Origin of the sequence: Odoribacter lunatus (genome assembly GCF_943193135.1) — a bacterium.
Taxonomy (GTDB): Bacteria; Bacteroidota; Bacteroidia; order Bacteroidales; family Marinifilaceae; genus Culturomica; species Culturomica lunata.
The window spans coordinates 19,674-38,669 of the sequence record NZ_CALPCZ010000009.1; the positions used below are offsets into that span (position 1 = coordinate 19,674).

The window sequence follows — 18,996 nt, forward strand, 5'->3', positions numbered from 1 at the left end:
CACTTTAAACTGAAAAAAGATGAAAAAATACATTTTACTCTCCTTGTCGGCGTTCATACTGGCATGCCTGATAGGCGGCGGCATCGTATGGAGACTGGAAACAAAAGGAAAAATCAAATTTAAATGGAATTCCGAAGCCAATAACCAAGCCCTGACCCTTGACCGGTTGATTCGGGAACTGATACCAGATTCAGGGCAAATATACGGGAAATGGGATGTGCTTGCCCAACAGGAAGACCCCGTAGATTGGGAATATGAAAATAGTCAGGGTGCCCAAATTTGGCCACGGATTGGAACGGTTAAATTAGTCGGAAACGACAACAAACCGATTCCCGGTTATTGGGATATTTTACTAAAAGAAAAAGATACATGGTATCCTGAAGGATATAAATTATTTGGCATATCCCACGACTCTATTTTCGATATAGCCCCCCAAGTTTTCCCCATAAAATTGCAAGAGGGTGAACAAGCGGAATTATTACCCTTAAAAAAGGGGAAGCGATTACCATTCGTCAATAAGAAAGCACTCTACGAACTTTATTCGGTACAACTGAAAGGCAAAGCCCCTGCACAGCTTCTGATTGAATGGCCCGGTGAAAACAACGGGCATACCTTCAATATTTACGGAGAAACATCCGCTATTGAGAAACTATGGGATCCTAGTGATGACGTCTTTGAATTCAAAGACTTAAAAAATCAAAACAAACAAATACAAGCACCTTCATGTTCAAGTTTCGATAAGGATGATTTGGAATATACTACAAGAGGAGGTTTTACAATTGAAAAAAACGGTTCCATCACAAATATAGAATGCGAGGCTAAATATTTATACGGCAATAGAACTTATAGTGAGGAGGAAACACAAGAAATAGAACAAGAAATGGAACAAGCAAAGAGAGACGCTTTACGAATCTTAAAAAGTATGCCCAAATGGAAGCCTGGAAAAATCAAGGGAAAATCTGTACGAGTTCGATACAACTTTGACTAATTCTAAATATTTAATAAATCATAACTCATGAAAAAGTATATTTTATTTTTTATCTCGGCTTTTCTGGTTTCAGCTCTAATTATCGGGGGAGTTATTGGGGGATTTGCAAAAACAGAAAAAATCCAAGCAAATACAGAAGAAATATCAAAACAAAAAATCATTGACATTGAAGAACTGGTTCGCCAATTGATTCCTGATAAGGGGCAAGAAGTGGAACGATGGGACATCTATGCAAGTTTGACTGATTATATAAAATGGGACTCTCTTTCCCTAAAATACAATATTTGGAAAGGTGTATGCGCTCTTTCATGGGGTGGTGAAGTCTCCATGATGTTAAGAAAAAAATGGGAACCCCGCGAATGGGCTGTTTATCTTATTGGAGATGGTCCCGAATACAATGGTTTTTTCATAGCAGTCTCTCCAAGCATGCCCCAACGTGTTTATCCTGATTTTGAGTTTCGCGATCCATTTACACTAAAACAAGGTGACTACGTTAATGATGTTAATAATAGTTATAATTATGGAAGCGATAATGATATTTATGAAGATGAGGATGTTATAACGAGTGACACCGATTTAAAATATCAATTCAAAGGTAAAATCCCGACATGGATTTATGTAAATAAAGACGACCCAGCATCTATTTTTTGTTATTTTAATCCTGAAAAGCGAAGAGCTGTTACAAAGGAAGTCATTGAAAATCTAAGCTACTTAGAAAATTATTATTAAGATGTTCAGATTAATATTTCTATTTTTGATTTGCAGTCTCGTTGGCTATGGACAATTAACCGAACGGGAAAGCAAAGTCGTGGAGGAGGTTAAAAACGTTTGTTGTTATATCACTTATACCGAAAACAAGGATATCCTCAAAGGCGATGATTACAAAGAAGCGCATTTATACCCCACGATGTTGGGTGCCGCTATCACAAGAGCATTTCAAAGTATCGCCTACGAATCCGAGGAACTTGCACTAACACTCGGGCTTTTGGAGCAATCGGATTTGGAAAAAATAGCGGTCGGTTTTTTCATAGCATATACCTCGTCAGAAGGGAATAAGGCAAAGGTGACACCTTTCAGGGCTGCAAGATCTTTTGCCGAACTGAACAGCTACGGTCAGACCAAAACAGAGAATGGTGAAGTCTATACGGAACTGGAAGCTCTCGCTGAATATTGGCAGAGGAAATATACTATTGAAATAAAAGGGGATTTTTCTATATACCTTGGTCTTAAACTGCTCGAAATCGGAGCTTATGGTGGTGGAATCAGTATCAGTAAAGAGATTCAGGAGTATCTGAATTCCGACATGCACCGGTTGGCCATACAAAAAGGAATTGCCACCGTGAGGTAATAAACACGGGCTCATTTAAATGAGTCCGTGTTTTTAATTGTTTAAATAAATAAATGACTATTTTTACAATGTGTAAATATACCCGTCACATTGTGTAAAATGTTATGTACCAAAGACACGAATATCTAGTCATTAAAAGCAGGCTTGAAGAGCCTCGCAAGTTTATTCAGGTCGTTACGGGTCCCCGGCAGGTGGGTAAAACGACTGTCGTAAAACAGGTGTTGCAGGAGCTAAACGCTCCCTATCAATTCTTTTCCGCCGATACTGTTCCGGAAACGGATGGTGCGTGGGTGTCGGAGTGTTGGGCTGTCGTGCGCAACCTAAAGGAGAGCAAGGGATGGGATTGTATGCTTCTCGTTATCGATGAGATTCAAAAAGTCCCGAACTGGTGGGAGGTTGTCAAAAAAGAATGGGAGGACGACACTTTCCACAACCGCAATATAAAAGTGCTCGTGGTCGGCAACGGCCGTGTGCTGCCGGAAAAAGATTTTTCAGAATCACCGGGCGAGTGCTTTGAGGAAATCCGCATGACACACTGGAATTATTTAGAAATGCGGGATAATTTCGGATTCAATCTTGACCAGTATCTTTTTTACGGAGGCTATCCGGGTGCCGCTTCTATCGTCTGCGACGAAACATGGTATCAACAATATATCCGGTCGACCGTTGTGGAAGCGACTATCGCCAACGATGTCCCGACAGATGGACCCCTCTGCAATCCGGCACAGCTGCGTCAGACTTTTGAACTGGGTGCCACCTGTTCGGGACAGTTGCTCTCGCCGGCAAAGATACAAGGAGCTTTGCAGGATGCCAGCATGACCACTTTGGCAGGATATATTCAGCTGCTGGACGCCGCAGGCATGTTAAGCGGAGTGCAAAAGTACAGCATCAGCCCTACCAGCGGCAAGTCGGGTATTCCGAAATTTCAAGTCTACAACAATGCGCTGAAAATGATATACAGCCCATGTACATTTGAGCAGACAATACGCGACCGCAAGGTTTGGTGTCATTTCTTAGAGTCGGGTATCGGAGCTTACATCATCTGTCAGGCATTTGTACACCGATTTGAAGTCTTCTATTGGCGCGAACGCAATGAAGAGGTGGATTTTGTACTGCGCAAGAAAGGTACGGTTGTCGCCATCGTGGTCAAGAGCGATGCCACGAAAGCTACCACAGGGTTGGAAACATTCAAAAGGATATTTAATCCCCAAACGATGTTGATTATTGGTGACGGCGGTATCAGTGCCAAAGAATTTTTGTCTATGGATATGGAAAAACTGTTTTAATTTTTTACATCGAAATCTTCTTAAAAACGGACCCATAAAATGGGTCCGTTTTTCATTGTATTACCCACCCAAAAATTCATCCTTTTTCCCAAAAGATGAAAAAAATTGACGTTTTTTTTATCTTTTTAAAAATGCCATCATTGATTATCAGATAGTTGGATTAAATTTCTCAATCGTACTATATAGTATAAAAAATGAAGAAAGAAACGAGGGGAAAAAGGTGTGGTGTAAATAACCTATAAATTAACTTTTATATGGCTGTCATTAAAAACAATTTCATGACTATTAGTGGAAAAATGGGAGACCATGTCTACTATGAGTACAAAGGGCTACCCTGTGTGCGTAGCAACCCTCAAAAAGTGCAACCTCCTTCTTCGCCGGGGCAATTAGCCCAGCAGGAGAAGATGGCCGCCGTTGCCATTTTCTACCAGGCGTTGAAGGAGGTGGGCATATACGCTTATTGGAAGAAGGCGGCAGAAGGCCTTTTGCTGACAGGCCACAATCTGTTGGTAAAAGCGAATCTTCCGGCATTCGACGGCGAAGGGAATATTTGCGATTTTGCCAAACTCCGGCTAACTCCCGATACCCTCGCTGCTCCGGACAATCTTTCCCTGCAGGCAGGGGAAGACGGCAAACTCATTGCCCGATGGAGCAACGCCGTCCCACATCCCCGTACTCAACCGGAGGACCGCCTCGTTGTCGCCCTGATGAAAGGGGATGTAGAAAACTATAATGTTAAACTTCCGGATATTGGAGATTTTCACCGCCAAGATGAAGAGGCGATTTTCCAAATTCCGGATAAACTAAAAAGGTATGAGAAAATATTTATGTTTTTTATTAACGAGCAGGCATGCCAATGCAGCTCTGCTCAATTGTTTCATTTTAAAAATTTATAACTATGGCCACATTTGATGAGACCTCAGTAAATCGCAATGTGCGTAAATCGATTGGGAATATTACTTATTCCCAACAAGGCGGTCAAAATATCGCCAAAAGCAAAATAACCCGTAATTCGTCCAATTCCGAAAAACAGCGGATACAACGCCTACGGTGGTGTAAGAAGGATGATATCGTGAGTATATTTGCCGACGCGATAGAAATCGGTTTTCCGGAGCGCCCACGTTCACACAGCAGCTACAATGCTTTCGTAAAAGCAAACATGGCTACCATTACCGTGGACGAGGAGCTGAATACCAACGTGAAGTTTGAAGAAATCCTTTGTACAAAAGGGAAACTCCGAACTCCGGAGGTCGCAGTAGCTCTGGATAAAACCGACCGCAAGCTGACGTTTACCCCGGAAACGCTGGAACGTTTCAGCAAACGAAGCGCCGCGACGGATAAACTGTATGCGATGATTGTCGAAAAATCACTGCAAACGGGTATCCTTACCGAGCTTGGTTGTCGGGAAGAGGCGAAAGCAACGGATGTGTCTGTTTCCTTGCGGTGGAACCTAGAGGAAATAGCCGTTTATGTGTTTGCGGTGAGCGCCGACGGCCGAAAAGCCTCAAATTCTCTCCATGTCGTTGTTGCGTAAGCGGCAATGAAGAAAGGGCTGTCAAAAGACAGCCCTTTCATATTTTATTAAAGCATTTATTTTATTTCACCGTAGAACCGGAGATTAGTTTCCGGAGAGTCAGGACAATCAGTGATAACACTGATTACCCCGGAAAGTTTGCCTTCTTCCGCCCCCTTGACGGTTTCGACTTTTAATTGCAATACACCGCCCGGTTGCAGTTCTTTCGGATAGTCTCCGAGACGCAAACGCGGGTCGTTGGTATAAATCCGATGTATTTTCATGGCCGATTTGCCGGTGTTGGTCAGTTTATAAACAAACGAGGCCGGTTGGTCGGAAGATGCCGAACCGAAGTTGTAATATTTCTTCTCCACCTGCATCTGCGGAGCGGTTGCCCGATCGGTTTTATCAAAGTCTTCTTCCACAAAAACAGACAAACGGGTCGGATATTTTTTCCCGTCCGCCACCAGTGTCACCGTTTCTTCGTTTAAACCGTATTCCCCATGAAGGTCGGAGTTGTAAACCACCTGCAAGGATGCCAGTCCTTTGACATCTATCACCGACGGTTCCATTTCCAATTTCAGGTAAGCGGGCAAGCCCTGAAAGGCTACGTTCAATTTCTTGCCGGAATTGTTATATACACCGATGGACATTTTTTTCACCTCCCCTTTTTTCACTTTCATCAGGGAGATGTGATCCACGGGCAAACGCAAGCCGGAGGACAGTTCATAAGGATAATCGTCCAGAACGGTCCGCGTACGGGCTTCCACGTTTCCTTTGATTTTCAATTCAACCACAGCGGGCTTGGCATTGGAATAAACCGTAATGGTTTTATCAAAATGACTCGGCCTGTCTTTGGGGTCAAAGGTTGCCCTTATAAATCCTTTCTGTCCCGGGAGAACGGGTTGCTTCGTCCATTCCGGAGAGGTACAACCGCAGGATGATTCCACATTCTTTATTAGAATCGGGGCTTTTCCGTCATTGACAAAAACGAAGTCGTAAGCCACCGGCCCGTCGGCTTCTTTGATATTTCCGAAATCGTGTACTTTCTGTTCAAAACGAATCAGTGCCTGAGAACTGGCCGCAAGCGACCACAAAAAACATACGATAAATAATAATCCTCTCATATTCCACTTTTTAAAAGATTCACCACACGAAAATAATTCTTTTAGGCAGTATTTTCAAGTATCAGGAATATATTTTAATTTCGTTACCGCAAAATAAATAACAGATGGCTCCCAAATTCCTTATTATACGTTTCAGTTCCATTGGAGATATTATCCAGTGTATGGATGTCATTAACGGTATCAAAAACCGCTTTCCGGATGCCGAAATCCACTGGATAGCGCGTAAAGATATGTCCTCTTTTCTGGCCATGGACAAGCGCATCGACCACATCTGGGCTTTTGATAAAAAGGAGGGATTGCAGGGATTGTTGCGCATGGCGGAAGAGCTGAAAAAGGAGCATTTCGATTATATCTACGATGCCCACAGCAATATCCGTTCCAATATCCTGAAGTATAAATTAAGGTCATTTTTCGGGAAAAAGCCCCACATTGTTTTACGTAGAAAAGAGAGAGGCAAACGCTTTCTGTTGTTCAAATTAGGCATAAACAGATTTCCCTGGCCTTTCCGGGGCAGGATTTCGTACCGGAAACCTTTAGCCCGGTGGAGTATTACGGATTTTACCTCCATTTATGAAGACTGGCATTTCCCGGAGGAGTTCGGCACGAAATTCTCCGGCCTGATTACTCCGCAGACGGTAACCCTCGTCCCTTCTGCCAACTGGCCTAAGAAGCGCTGGCCGGTCGGGCACTGGCAAAAGTTAATCGAATTATTGCCGGAGTACCGTTTCGTCCTGCTGGCCGGTCCTGCGGACAGCTTTTGCGATGAGATACGGAATGCCGCACCGGAAAGAGTCCTGAATCTGGCGGGACAGACCTCTCTGCTGGAATCCTGTTATTTAGTATTGCATTCCCGGCTTGTTATCAGTGCCGATACGGGCTTTATGCATGCCGCCGATTTGTTTAAAACGCCGACACTGGCATTGATAGGGCCTACGGCTTTCGGTTTTCCCAGCGGGGAGAATTCAACGGTTCTGGAGCTTCCGCTACCCTGCCGTCCCTGTACGAAAGACGGAAGCGGCAAGTGCAAACGGGAAACGTACCAGCAATGTATGGCAGACATTACTCCCCGGCAAGTGGCTCTGGAAGTCCGTCGGCATTTGCCCGTTTAAATTCAAACGGGATATTCAGGCTTTTGCATTTGGCTTTCAGACGGCTCTTTCTTTTCTTGAATGTTTCGTAGTTAATCCACAACAGCCGTGCTATGGATTTGTTGTTGTATCCGGCTTCCACCATCAACATCATTAAAATATCCTGCGGGTTTATCTCCGTATATTCTTTCATTAATCTATCCGTCCATTCTTTTCTATCCCGCGTGAATAAAGAGAATAAGATATCCAAGTATTTCTCCCTGCATGATTTACGCAAGTCAAGGCATTGGTTGTAAAACCACGGTAACTTTTGCTCTACCTTGGATTGTTCCATCAATACCTCCAGATGATCCCAAAAGATAATTTGTGTCAATCTTTCCACATCGTCGGGCGTAACCCGCAAAAGAGGTTCAAACATCATCGGCCAAACCGGTTCCCGGACATCTTCCTCCTTCTCGGAGCGTATTTTCAAGAATACATATACACTGACACCTCCCAATATACAGGAGAGCACAACAACCATTCCTGCTATAAGCATATATTTTAGATTTAATGTTCCGAAAAAGATTCACACCCAAGTATAATATAAAATTCCGTCCCTTCCTCCGATGTCGTAAAACCGATTTTGCCCCCCATGCTCTCTACGATACGGCGAGAGATTGCCAATCCCAGACCCATACCGCTGTTTTTAGTCGTAAAATTAGGCTCAAATATCTTATCCCATATCGCTTCCGGTATTCCCGAACCGTTGTCCCTGATACGCACAACGACTTTTTCTCCTTCGCGTTTCACGCTTACTTTTATTTTCCCTTCACGCCCTTCAACAAAACTCTGTTCCGCATTTTTCAAGATGTTCACAAAAACCCGACGAATCTGTTCCTTGTCGGCAAAGACCTGTATGCCGGGCTCTATATCACACTCCCAATACTTCACATTGTTTTCAAATAATTTTACGCAATTAACCACTACTTCACTAATATCAAACGTTTCACTTTGAGAAACCGGTATCTTGGCGAAATCGGAGAAGGCGGAAGCAATAGATGCCATATTATCTATCTGCTCCATCAAGACACCGGAGATTTCCTTAAAGCGCTTCTTAAATTCCGCAGAGTCTTCTATCTGAAGGGAACGAAGCATAAACTGAATGTTCAGTTTCATCGGTGTTAAAGGATTTTTCACATCATGGGCTATCTGCCGTGCCATTTCCCGCCATGCACTCTCACGTTCAAATCTGGCAAGCTGACCGGCACTTTCCTCCAGTTTTACCACCATATTGTTGTACTCCCTGACCAATCCGCCCATCTCGTCTTTGCGGTTATAGTCTATTTTTTCATTCTTCCCTCCCAATCTTATCTCTTTCAATTGATTATGCAGCAATTGCAGAGGTTTCATCACCTGGTCGGCAATAATACCGGACAAAGCAAATGCCAATACTATCACCATAACTGCGATATTTATCGCAATAATCACCATGATGACAATATCCATGTTCAATTCGTCGTTCTGAGTGAAATAAGGAACATTGAGTATATAAGTCTCCCCGTTCTCCAATAGCAACGGCATGTATGCGGATATGTATTCCAATTCTCCCACACGCTTTTGGTTCACATAACTCATTAATCCCCGACGTGCAATCTGCTCCAATGCTTCGGCATCAATCAGATAGCCGTCAAATCCCAGTTGAAATATTTCCGGCCGGGAAGTTGCCACCAACATTCCCTGAGCGGTATAGATGTTGATATCGACCTCCAATATCTGAGACATTCCGGTCAGCAATTCCCTTATTTCGGAACATTTCTGATAATCGACACAGTCCAGCCGTTCAATCTCTTTGTTGATATATTTCAACAGTTCCAGCGCTTTTTCGTTATGTCTATCTTCAAAACTTCTCATATTCAAATAAATAGACAAGGCTGTAAATGTGACAAAAAGAAAGAATATCAAGAACAGAATGCTGTACTTTATCCGTGCTTTCAAGGTACCTTTCTTAAAGTCTATGTTCTGATTTAATGTGAAACAGACCCCGTAAGAGGACAGTAACATACAGACAAAGAAAGCATACAGGATGTTCAGATTATAGAACGAAAATACCCTGTCACGCAAACTCATAACCAATACTTTCTCTTCCTCTACGGGTATCAACATGTGGGAATAACCGTCTTTTCTGACAACTCTGACATTCTTATTAAAAGCGCTCAACCGCTCCAAAGATTTATAGTAATTAAAATCTCCCGAAGAATAAATCAACTGTCCGTCTTTATATTTCGCATAGGAATACAGATAGAACATCCCTCCTTTTTCGACCAATTTTCTTGATAATATCTGGGGATATCCCCTTCCCTCCGTATCGGGGGTAGAGTTAAAACTAAGATACAATGTGACGTCACCGAACACAAATACCCCGATATAGGAAATAATCCCGTCAAAATTATTTATCGCATAAAAGGCGGTTCCCTGAATCTTCACTCCTTTTTCCCGGAGATATTGCTCAAAATATTCATGACAGCCCTGTATATTTCCAGCATCAATTTGCAAACTGTCTTCAGCACGGCAGAGCGTAATTTCAGAGACATAGTTGTATCCGTTCAACTCAAGCAAGTCATTTGTCAGACACATTTCCAGAAATTCCTCATTATAATTTGCCACCAAATCGGCAAGTACCTCCGAATCATTAATCTGTTCTGTTACTTCCCGTAATTTATTCTCAAAATTACTGTCCCGCTCTTCTATCAATTCGGTTGAAAAACTTAAACGCTGTGTCAGCTCCCGGTATTGCTCATATTTTTTACATACCAATACGACGTAAACGGAAAGGAGAAGCATTGTCAGCATATAGCCGCTCCGCTGCACATCCTTTCTCATCTTATACCTGTTGAATGTCGTCCAGACGAATATACCCAAAACAAAAACACATCCCCACATATTTATATATTCATCCAAGCAGAACATCAATATAATAAAAACGGCAAAAACAAGAGTTTCCGACAACAGAAGCCGACCAAAAGAAAACAGATTCTTTAAAATACCCACCGTACCGTCTATAATAACGACCAAGCCCAGCCCCATCATAACAATTATCACAAAAGCAATAACCGATGATGTGTCAAGATAAACAATCTGAGCCATATTCAAATGTACCCCGGCATTCGCAATCAAAGAACGTATGGCATAATTCAGGAAAAGAAGATAAAAAAACGAAAGTACCCATAAAAATACCGCTACCATATAACGCGCTTTTCTAACCTGCAAGCTCTGATAGTTGATTTTTAGATTGACAAATGAAAGATAGATAAGCTGAATAACGGAAAAAACGAACAGCAGCAAATCCCCGATGGACATTCCCCCTCCCACGAAAGACACGCTATTGTCAAATATGTACAACCTATACAAAGAAGCCGGGAAGCGGCAATATATCGCCACACACCCCACTCCCGCCAAAAACAAAACAAAACAGACAATGACAAGAAGCTGCCGCTTCAGTGAACGCGCATGCTTCAACAACCGGTTGAATACATAGAAAAAACTGAAGAATACCAGCAGATAAAATCCAAGAAACAGATAATTAACCGACCGGTCTTTGTAATTTTCATTGTACTTGATGTAACACAATATCCGACCGTCCTTGTCCCGTATTGACTGACTACCGTCTGACAGAAAGCGGCTCACCTGAATATTATCGGTATTTTCCCTCCCGATATTCAAGAATTTCCCGAACCGGTTCTTTATGTACTTATTGGTATAAGGATAGCTGTCCTTGATGTGCAATAAGGCAAAATATTCCACCTCCCCGTCACGTACTCGCCTGACTTCATAAAAGGCATTATTAATCTTAATAAAATTTTCATGCGCAATCAGCCGGTCATACAATCCGTCCATCCCCACCACCTCATTTGTCCAAAAAAAGATTTCCCCTTTCCTGAAACCAAGAAATACGACATCCGCCAAATCACATTTATCTATTCCTGTACTGTCATCCGCCAAACCCGCCAGGATTTGATCCGCTTCCCTTTCCTTCTCGTGCAATCTTTTTTCCAAACGCTCTATCCTGCCCTCAACCGCCTGCCTGTCCATCCGATACTCTCCCCACAACAATCCCCCCAATAACAACACGCCCCCGATAAAAACAATCAATGCTTTTTTCATAATCTAACTTCTAAACGTGATGATAAGGTTCCCCTTTCATTATAGTCATCGCCCGATATAGCTGCTCTACAAAAATCATTCTCACCATCTGATGCGAGAAAGTCATCTTCGACAAAGAAATTTTGTCATGACACCTTTTATACACCGCATCCGCAAATCCGTAAGGCCCTCCTATCACAAAAACCAGATTCTTGATACCTCCCAGCATCTTTTGTGCCACAAACTCAGAAAATCCCACCGAATTATACTCCTGCCCTTTTTCATCCAGCAATACGACATAATCCGAAGGGGCTATCTGCCCCAGCAGCAGTTCACCCTCTTTTTCTTTCTGCACCCCTTCGCTCATGCTTTTACTATTCTTTATATCGGGCAATACCTTCATTTCATAAGGCACATAGCGCCCCAGGCGTTTCTCATACTCCTCTATTCCCGCCCGGATATAAGCAGCATCCGTTTTTCCAATAACCAGTAAGCTAATTTTCATCCTTTCATCGGTTTATTTTTCACACCCTCACCAACTCTCGCTTCTGTTCCTTCTTCTCTTTCTCAACGAAAGTAACATTTTTTTCATACATCCTTTGCAAAAAAACGGATTTTATCCCTATATTTGCACCCGTCAAGGACTGAAATCCTCGACACACGCGAGTGTAGGTCCTATAGCTCAGCTGGTTAGAGCACCTGACTCATAATCAGGGGGTCCTTGGTTCAAACCCAAGTGGGACCACAACCTACACACGAAAGTCCTTAGAAGTCAATAATTTCTAAGGGCTTTTTCTTTTCGAGAGCCCAAATCGGAGCCCGCTCGAATAACTCGCTATGACACGTCGTGAGATGCCAAAAGGTGTTGATAATCTGCTTGTTGCTACTTCTTAATATTGTTTTCCGAACCTCACTCCTATCATACGGTTGTATGCGCGGCACTTTGGCTCTGGCGGCTCTTCCGTATAAAATTATTTGATTTACAATATCTTCCGTATATCTTACAGCGCCAACAAAGCGCCAGAAAGAGCTCGCAGATGTATTTTCTTTTGTAATATTCGGCTTATCTTAAATTCCGGGCTCAACGACGGGCCCGCTGGAGACCAAATTGGAGACCGCAAGGGAGGGGGGAATATATCTATATCATTGTCTCCGCCGGGCAGATACCACAGCGGAGATCAAAATAAACAAACGTAGAGTTGTTATTTCCGCTCTATACACATTTGTAATACAATTTCCTCTTTATCCTGTTCGGCCGAGAAAACTATCACGTCGCGCGTGCCGATACGGAGTACAAATTCTTCAATCATTTTTTCGCTTGCCGGACGCTTGGGGTCGGCAGGAGCGGACTCTGCGTTTGCTTGTTCAAACATTGATAATTTCTTCATAATAATTATTATTATAATTTTATTATTTACCGTTAAGAAGCAAATAACCGTCTATGTCCTGCGGGTCTTCGGGGAAAGGAGAGGCGGAAGTAATGTCCCAAACCAGTGAGTCACCGAAAACCGCCTGAATCGCGCCGCAAATACGGTAAATGTCTTTCAATTCGAGATTGCTGCTCTTATTTCCCACGAGCCACAGACGCATATGTGTGGCAGGGACAGAGATAAATTCTTTTGTATGGTTGTGCAACGCTTCGGCATAGGACTGATTGTCGTCGAGTGTGACAAAAAGTGATTGCCCAGAGATCGCATCCGTGATTTTGAGTTTCATGGTCAAGTTATTCATATTGTTTTAGTGGCAAAGTTCGTATGCGGACTATGACAGATTACGTCGTCGCAGCCCGATATAAAAAGAAAAAAAACGCCAGTCAATGCAGCGGTTTTATTTGTTCCGTTTCGGAGACGGTGTCGATGATGACGTATTGTCGTCCGTCCGTGTCGGTAAATATCAATTTTCGGTTCTCTTTGGGGAATTGGGTGATTTCTGCGATTTGCGTGTGTCCGACGACCTGATGCCACTGAGGAGGCAACGCCTTATACAACGCTTCGGGACGAATCCACACGGGCGACTGATAGGTGTTGTTTCCGTCAAAGGCGGCACCGGGGCGATCCACGAAATCAAGCGCAAGCGGTGCAACGGCAAACTGACGGTTAATAGCCTCAGGGGTAAAAAGCCCCCGTACCCGCATCCACTCGGCACTCACCCCTGCATGGGAAAAAAGGTAGCGTCCATAAAGGGCGACGGCTTGCAATACCCCCGTGCGTATCTGTTCGGTCAGGTAATCGTGCGCCATAGCAAACAACGCACCACTGTAATCGTCACATCGTGCCCCACCGCAATATTGCAGGTCGTGATTGCCGACAAGCAGGTCAATGTCGCCCCGTTCCCCGCACAATTCGACAATCTTACAAAAGTTGTCGAACTGAGCAGTGGCAGATATTTCCTCCCGGTGATCATCAAAATAATCACCTAAAAAGAGGAACCTGTCCACCTGTTCCTCCTCTTGACTGATAATCTGCCGCCAACGGTCAGAGCCGTGCAGGTCTGCAATGACACAAATACGCATAACGCCCTATCGGTTGATTTTAAGAAATACTCGGTAAAAATCCTCTAATTGATTAAGTTGCTTTTTCATCTGTTCCATTGTTTTGTACGACAAAAATAAGATGCCGTCTGCGACAAATCACGTCATAGAAACAAAAAACGCCGCACAGGCAAGGTGCGGCGTTCTGATAAATCAGAGATATTATTGCGTGATGACGAACAATGTTTCCAGCTCCACATCATACTCGGCCGTATAGAGCGTAGCGCCTATTTCCCCGGTCTTGGGGTCGAGCGTGCGAATATGTTCCGTATCCTCTGTGTCGTTAAAGACAACTTTTTTGCCAAAATATACCGGCCACCAAACGCGGTAGTTGATCGTCCCAATCTGCTTGGTGTCTTGCAATGTTAGCGGATCAACTTCGCTTACAGTAGTTCCCTTAAATTGCTCGTATTCCTCATGCTGCGCAACGAAACGCAACAGAGTTTCACCTGCCATTACATAAGCTATTTCTTCCCCATAAATTCCCTCTTTGAACAGATAAGAAACGGATTTTCTTTTTTCTATATTAAGGGCAATGCTAACAGCAAGCTCGCCAGGCTCGTTAGGCTTCTCGAACCAACCGGACAATATAACGGTTCGCGTTGCTGCATCATACTCGAAAATATTATCAACCTCCCAAAACTCTTCCTCCGCAGGGAGCACTTCGGAGAACTCTGCAACCAAAGTTTCCGTACCGTCGTCTGCAATCGTCACGAGTAAAAGTGTTCCCGCATCGCCAGCCTTAGCCTTAACGCCGTGCAGTTTGCCGTCGATAATACCGATAGCGATTCCCTCGTCGAACCACTGCTTTGCAATTTCCGTTTCAACACCTTGAGAAAAATCGTAGTATTTCAAGGCGTTCTGTTCTTCTGTTTCAAGATCTTCTGTATTGTAATAAACCTTCGTCCCTAATGTAACAGCTCCCCACATAAACATACCCGGTGCAAGCGTGTACACTTTTTCAAGTTCCCCGTCAATAACAGCGTACACAATATCTGCCCCCTCTTCTTCTGAGGTCATTGCCACGTACAGCTGTTCTTTCGCATCCGGAGTCTGGGTAGCGGCTTCAAATGTAAGCGTACCCAAGTCACGTTCTTTCCCGTCTTGTTTCAATACGATGGTCTGTTTTCCTGCCACCGAATCGGGCGCGACGAACTTGATGTAGGTGGATGCCACCTCTACGATTTCCGTCTTGATTTCCTCGGCTGCTGCCCGGGTAACGGCTCGTAACCAGATTTCACTCTGCTCTGTAAATCCTTCGCCTTTAATTGTAACCGGCTCTCCTGCCTTTACGGGTGTTTCGACCTCAGGAAATTCCAAACCTTTGATAGAAAGTTCGTCATCGTTTTTTGAGCAGGAAGCAAAAGCAAGAATTGCGCCTGCCAGTAAAAGTAATTTTCTCATTTTCATAGTGTTTATTCTTTAATCGATTGTTCCAACTCTTCAACAGAAACAGGGTCTAATTCGCGAACGCAACGAACGGGGTAACCTCTATTTCGCCAAGCCATTACATTTACGGCTGGATACATTTCCTCATCTTCCCAACGATTGAAAGTATGCAGAGCTGATCCCCAATTACCCGTCTCACTTACCCCAGGAGAACTTGACCAATAAGAAAAAGAGGATATCGGATGACTTTCGAAATCTTTGTAACCCGCCGCCGGTAAAAATATCGCATTACCGATATGTGATGATGTTGCTATCTGGGCTTCCGGTCCAAACCAAATTCCGCGCACACCCCAATTGTCATCGGAAGCATCCACCTTTCGCCAGCCGGAAGCTATCAATGACTCCAATTCATTTGCCGTCGGGAGCCTCCATCCCGCAGGACACGGGTCATTTTCTTTGCTCCATTCAACGTTTCCATCACTCGTATATTCAGGTACAACACCATTAGGAGCAATTGCCGTTATCCTATTGAATTGATAGTATTTACCAAAAGCTCCGGGAGAAGCGGCAAAAGTATGGCAATCGTCCACATTGGTAGCTGCCCAAACCACATCGTTGATGACGACACTCCCCTCCAGTGGCACTACAACAAGTGGCAAAGGATATACCCCAACCGGACGCTCGTCGTAGACAAGTATGACGGCATCCACGCGACTACTTTCTGTTGCCGTCGGCGGTGCCGTAATGATAAATCGGCTGTTCTCCCGGTCAACCTCGACCTTCCAACCAGACGTCACACCCATTGTGGAAATATTAACAGATTCTGGATGAGACGCTGTCAATGAATACGGAATGGAGCGCACCTCTTTTGGGAAAAAACTGCGAGGACACTTAAAACTAATGACTACTGCAATGTTTTTGGGGAGAACGATTGTTTCTCCACTAGTTAGTGTGAACGTCACCGCATCGTCCGTTTCCGAGATGTCGGTGAAAATGTCACCTCCAGATGTCGAACTTCCGGTAGCCTTTACTCCTGTCGAAACAAATCCCGACTCGCTCCCGTCTGCGGAAATCTCCCATTCATTGGTCGCAGGATTGATACGGATTCTCGGAGTCTTGCCGTCTTCTCCGTTTTTTCCGTCAGCACCATCCTTTCCATTGGCACCGTCCTTGCCGTCTTCTCCGTCTTTTCCATCAGCACCATCCTTTCCGTCAGTACCATCTTTCCCATTGGCCCGCACCATATTGCCATAAATATCGCGCAACCACTCTTCCGGCTCTTCACCGATTTGAATCGTCCAATAATAATTGCCATCATCATACAACTTGATGCGAATAATTGGGGTGACGATATTCTTGCCTTCTTCACCATTCCCGTCTCCAATCCTGTTATAAATGGTGATTGATGGATTATACTTAAAAGCAATCGTGTATCCCACCTCCTCCCCGTCGTTCCAAATGGGAATAACCTCCGTAATGCAGTCGTTGTCCTGAAGTGCATCTACGAGCGACTGCAACGACGATATGTTCGTGTTCATCTGCCGGCATAACTCTTCGAGCATGACAATACGAAACTCAAGCTCATCCACCTTCCCCCACAATGCGCTGTCATCGTACTTTTTGCTGCACGACGACAATATGCCCGCAACACACAAGACTAAAAACAAATACTTCCTCATATCATTTTAAACTAAATGGTTTCAGTTTCTCAAACTTGGCGACCGGTTCTAACTTATCCGTCCGCTTCATGACAAGCGGGTGTGAGGGGTGTCCCTCTTTTGTCTGACCATAGGCCATAAGAGTATAGCCGTTCCCGCTAAAGAGCTTCAAAATACTGTCGCACATCCCGGACAGATAAGAACGCTTTTTTATGGTCGCTCCCCATGCACACCAGACATCGGCTTGCGGAACCTTTTCAAGCAACTTGCGAATGGCCGCGACATTACGGTTGTGAAGCGTCATGTCCGCCTCCTCGTGCATCTCGTCCGGGTCGGTTGCCCGTTGCGGGTAGAGATTCAGCATATACCATGCGCCGTACCCATGTTCTGAAGCATATTCTTCTACCTGTCTCAATGTAGGGTCAAGGATTCCCGGAATTGCCGTACTAGGATTAACCCCGATACAAATTAACACCTTGGCGTTTTGCCCGCCCTCGAAAATTTCGCCTAACACATAGCGCACACTGCTCACATCCATTGAACTGACTTCTCCGGCTTCATTTGTATATGTCCGACGATATTTTTTGTCTTCCTCGTACTCATACACCCACCTGTTCGATTTTTTCTCTGTTTTCATAATAACCTCTTTGTTTGCTTAGTAATACTAAGCGCAAAGATAAACATTTTCCGTTGCTTTGCAATACTTAGCAAATTCTTATGAAATCGGCAATCGACAGATACGTAATCGACAAGGTGCGTGAGAAACGCAAAGAGCATGGGGTTTCCCAACGCGACATCGCGTTTACTATCGGTTGCTCTGCGAGTTTCGTCGGGCAGGTCGAGAGTGCAAACTACGACACCAAATACACCATTCATCAACTCTATCTGATCGCGCAGGACTTGGGGTGTTCGCCCTCCGAGTTTTTCCCGGCTTTGGACGATCCTCGCTTCCAATCGCACGACGAATAGCCGATTTTCGTGTGCAAACATAGAGAGGTTACTACGACAAAACTCGTCGGGGCTCTCGTTTTTTGAAGACTTTCTTTCATTTTCATCGTTACCATAAGGCGTAAAAAAAACCGCTCACCTTGCGGTGGCGGTCTGTCGTTTGTTTTTTGTCTGCGTCAGTATCGGGTCAAAGCCTCACGCAGTCGTCCGGCAATCCGTTGCCGGAGCGATTCGGGTGTGAGCACTTCGGCGCATTCTCCGTAACTCAGCAGCTTGTTCTCCAGTTCGGGATTGACAATCAACTGCCACTCCGCCGTGTCCCCCTCGATGCGTTGCGAAGCATGGAGCGGCAAGGCGGCAAGGTGGCGGAGCATTGAGGCATCATAAAACTTTACACGCACACTTTCGACAGGTGCATCCTTTCGTTGTCCGGGTTCATAGACCAAGCCATATACACGGTCGAATCTACGCGCCGTTTCCTCTCGCTCGGGCTTTCGCGTAAAGAGCCTGCCCGGCAAAGAATAAAAGCCAATCCGGTCAAGGCCGAACGTACGGAACGCCTCCTTGTCCGGCACGTAGGCAAAGAGATACCACCGCCCGGCAAACTCTTTGAGCAGATAAGGGTGAACCTCGTAACAGGTAGACGCTCCCGTAGCATAGTTGGTATGCTCAAACGCCACGACCTCCGACCCTCTGATTGCCCGCAGCAGGTGAGGAAGCAACTCTACCCCCTTGAAACGTGTCGTCGGACTGATTGACAGATAGCGGAGCAAACCGCGCTGTTCACGCAACCCCGAAAGCACCATATCCGAGCTTTCGGCAAGCTCCATAAAATAGAGCATTTTCTCGAAATCCCCCGCCGTCTCCGGATTGATGCCCCAGCCCCCGCGTTGCGGATCGTAGAGAATATCTATGTCGAAATTGCTGCGGATGTCTGCCAAATCACGCTGCAAGGTGCGATTGGTCACGGCGCAGTCGTGCCGTTCAAGATAGACCAAC

19 protein-coding genes and 1 tRNA gene are annotated in these 18,996 nt (G+C 44.6%); 9 read left to right on the top strand and 11 right to left on the bottom strand.

Annotation, left to right across the window (positions count from 1 at the left end):
- Positions 1-19: 19 nt before the first annotated feature.
- The 6 genes from NFR61_RS05260 to NFR61_RS05285 all read left to right on the top strand — a co-directional run bounded on the left by NFR61_RS05260 (position 20) and on the right by NFR61_RS05285 (position 5,156).
- Positions 20-988: a hypothetical protein gene (locus tag NFR61_RS05260; protein WP_251621360.1), complete on the top strand. Its 969-nt coding sequence runs from the start codon at positions 20-22 to the stop codon at positions 986-988.
- 27 nt (positions 989-1,015) lie between these two features.
- Positions 1,016-1,717 (top strand): hypothetical protein, encoded by a 702-nt coding sequence (locus NFR61_RS05265; protein ID WP_251621361.1) that lies wholly within the window; start codon positions 1,016-1,018, stop codon positions 1,715-1,717.
- Between the two features lies 1 nt (position 1,718).
- On the top strand, positions 1,719-2,336 hold the full coding sequence (locus NFR61_RS05270; RefSeq protein ID WP_251621362.1) for a hypothetical protein: 618 nt from the start codon (positions 1,719-1,721) through the stop codon (positions 2,334-2,336).
- Positions 2,337-2,440: 104 nt separating this feature from the next.
- Positions 2,441-3,622, top strand: coding sequence for an ATP-binding protein (locus NFR61_RS05275; RefSeq protein ID WP_251621363.1), 1,182 nt, complete (start codon positions 2,441-2,443; stop codon positions 3,620-3,622).
- Between the two features lie 254 nt (positions 3,623-3,876).
- On the top strand, positions 3,877-4,518 hold the full coding sequence (locus tag NFR61_RS05280; protein WP_251621365.1) for a DUF6266 family protein: 642 nt from the start codon (positions 3,877-3,879) through the stop codon (positions 4,516-4,518).
- Between the two features lie 2 nt (positions 4,519-4,520).
- On the top strand, positions 4,521-5,156 hold the full coding sequence (locus NFR61_RS05285) for a DUF6266 family protein (RefSeq protein ID WP_251621366.1): 636 nt from the start codon (positions 4,521-4,523) through the stop codon (positions 5,154-5,156).
- Positions 5,157-5,212: 56 nt separating this feature from the next.
- Here NFR61_RS05285 and NFR61_RS05290 read toward each other — a convergent pair whose 3' ends face one another.
- Complete coding sequence (locus NFR61_RS05290) at positions 5,213-6,262, bottom strand: DUF1573 domain-containing protein (protein WP_251621369.1); 1,050 nt, start codon at positions 6,260-6,262, stop codon at positions 5,213-5,215.
- Between the two features lie 104 nt (positions 6,263-6,366).
- Here NFR61_RS05290 and NFR61_RS05295 point away from each other — a divergent pair, with 104 nt between their 5' ends.
- Positions 6,367-7,371, top strand: a complete 1,005-nt coding sequence (locus NFR61_RS05295; RefSeq protein ID WP_251621370.1) for a glycosyltransferase family 9 protein — start codon at positions 6,367-6,369, stop codon at positions 7,369-7,371.
- Here NFR61_RS05295 and NFR61_RS05300 read toward each other — a convergent pair.
- The 3 genes from NFR61_RS05300 to rlmH are packed head-to-tail and all read right to left on the bottom strand — an operon-like array spanning position 7,322 to position 11,977.
- Complete coding sequence (locus NFR61_RS05300; RefSeq protein WP_251621373.1) at positions 7,322-7,888, bottom strand: RNA polymerase sigma factor; 567 nt, start codon at positions 7,886-7,888, stop codon at positions 7,322-7,324. The two genes, NFR61_RS05295 and NFR61_RS05300, sit on opposite strands and share 50 nt — an antisense overlap.
- Before the next feature lie 11 nt (positions 7,889-7,899).
- On the bottom strand, positions 7,900-11,493 hold the full coding sequence (locus NFR61_RS05305) for a sensor histidine kinase (RefSeq protein ID WP_251621374.1): 3,594 nt from the start codon (positions 11,491-11,493) through the stop codon (positions 7,900-7,902).
- 10 nt (positions 11,494-11,503) lie between these two features.
- A complete protein-coding gene (rlmH, locus tag NFR61_RS05310; protein WP_251621377.1) occupies positions 11,504-11,977 on the bottom strand; it encodes a 23S rRNA (pseudouridine(1915)-N(3))-methyltransferase RlmH in 474 nt (157 codons plus the stop codon).
- Between the two features lie 166 nt (positions 11,978-12,143).
- Here rlmH and NFR61_RS05315 point away from each other — a divergent pair.
- Positions 12,144-12,217 (top strand) — tRNA-Ile (locus NFR61_RS05315).
- A gap of 457 nt (positions 12,218-12,674) precedes the next feature.
- On the opposite strand, the gene NFR61_RS05320 is transcribed toward NFR61_RS05315, so the two are convergent.
- The 6 genes from NFR61_RS05320 to NFR61_RS05345 all read right to left on the bottom strand — a co-directional run bounded on the left by NFR61_RS05320 (position 12,675) and on the right by NFR61_RS05345 (position 17,686).
- Positions 12,675-12,860, bottom strand: coding sequence for a hypothetical protein (locus NFR61_RS05320; RefSeq protein ID WP_251621380.1), 186 nt, complete (start codon positions 12,858-12,860; stop codon positions 12,675-12,677).
- Positions 12,861-12,882: 22 nt separating this feature from the next.
- Complete coding sequence (locus NFR61_RS05325) at positions 12,883-13,203, bottom strand: hypothetical protein (protein ID WP_251621382.1); 321 nt, start codon at positions 13,201-13,203, stop codon at positions 12,883-12,885.
- Between the two features lie 82 nt (positions 13,204-13,285).
- The gene (locus tag NFR61_RS05330; RefSeq protein WP_251621384.1) at positions 13,286-13,984 is read right to left on the bottom strand and encodes a metallophosphoesterase; all 699 of its coding nucleotides are present in this window, start codon (positions 13,982-13,984) and stop codon (positions 13,286-13,288) included.
- 180 nt (positions 13,985-14,164) lie between these two features.
- Positions 14,165-15,406, bottom strand: a complete 1,242-nt coding sequence (locus NFR61_RS05335) for a hypothetical protein (protein WP_251621387.1) — start codon at positions 15,404-15,406, stop codon at positions 14,165-14,167.
- 11 nt (positions 15,407-15,417) lie between these two features.
- Positions 15,418-17,070 (bottom strand): PL29 family lyase N-terminal domain-containing protein, encoded by a 1,653-nt coding sequence (locus tag NFR61_RS05340; protein ID WP_251621389.1) that lies wholly within the window; start codon positions 17,068-17,070, stop codon positions 15,418-15,420.
- Between the two features lies 1 nt (position 17,071).
- A complete protein-coding gene (locus NFR61_RS05345; RefSeq protein WP_251621391.1) occupies positions 17,072-17,686 on the bottom strand; it encodes a DUF1643 domain-containing protein in 615 nt (204 codons plus the stop codon).
- 80 nt (positions 17,687-17,766) lie between these two features.
- Here NFR61_RS05345 and NFR61_RS05350 point away from each other — a divergent pair, with 80 nt between their 5' ends.
- Positions 17,767-18,018 (top strand): helix-turn-helix domain-containing protein, encoded by a 252-nt coding sequence (locus NFR61_RS05350; RefSeq protein ID WP_251621393.1) that lies wholly within the window; start codon positions 17,767-17,769, stop codon positions 18,016-18,018.
- 155 nt (positions 18,019-18,173) lie between these two features.
- On the opposite strand, the gene NFR61_RS05355 is transcribed toward NFR61_RS05350, so the two are convergent.
- Positions 18,174-18,965: a helix-turn-helix transcriptional regulator gene (locus NFR61_RS05355; protein ID WP_251621396.1), complete on the bottom strand. Its 792-nt coding sequence runs from the start codon at positions 18,963-18,965 to the stop codon at positions 18,174-18,176.
- Positions 18,966-18,996 lie beyond the last annotated feature (31 nt).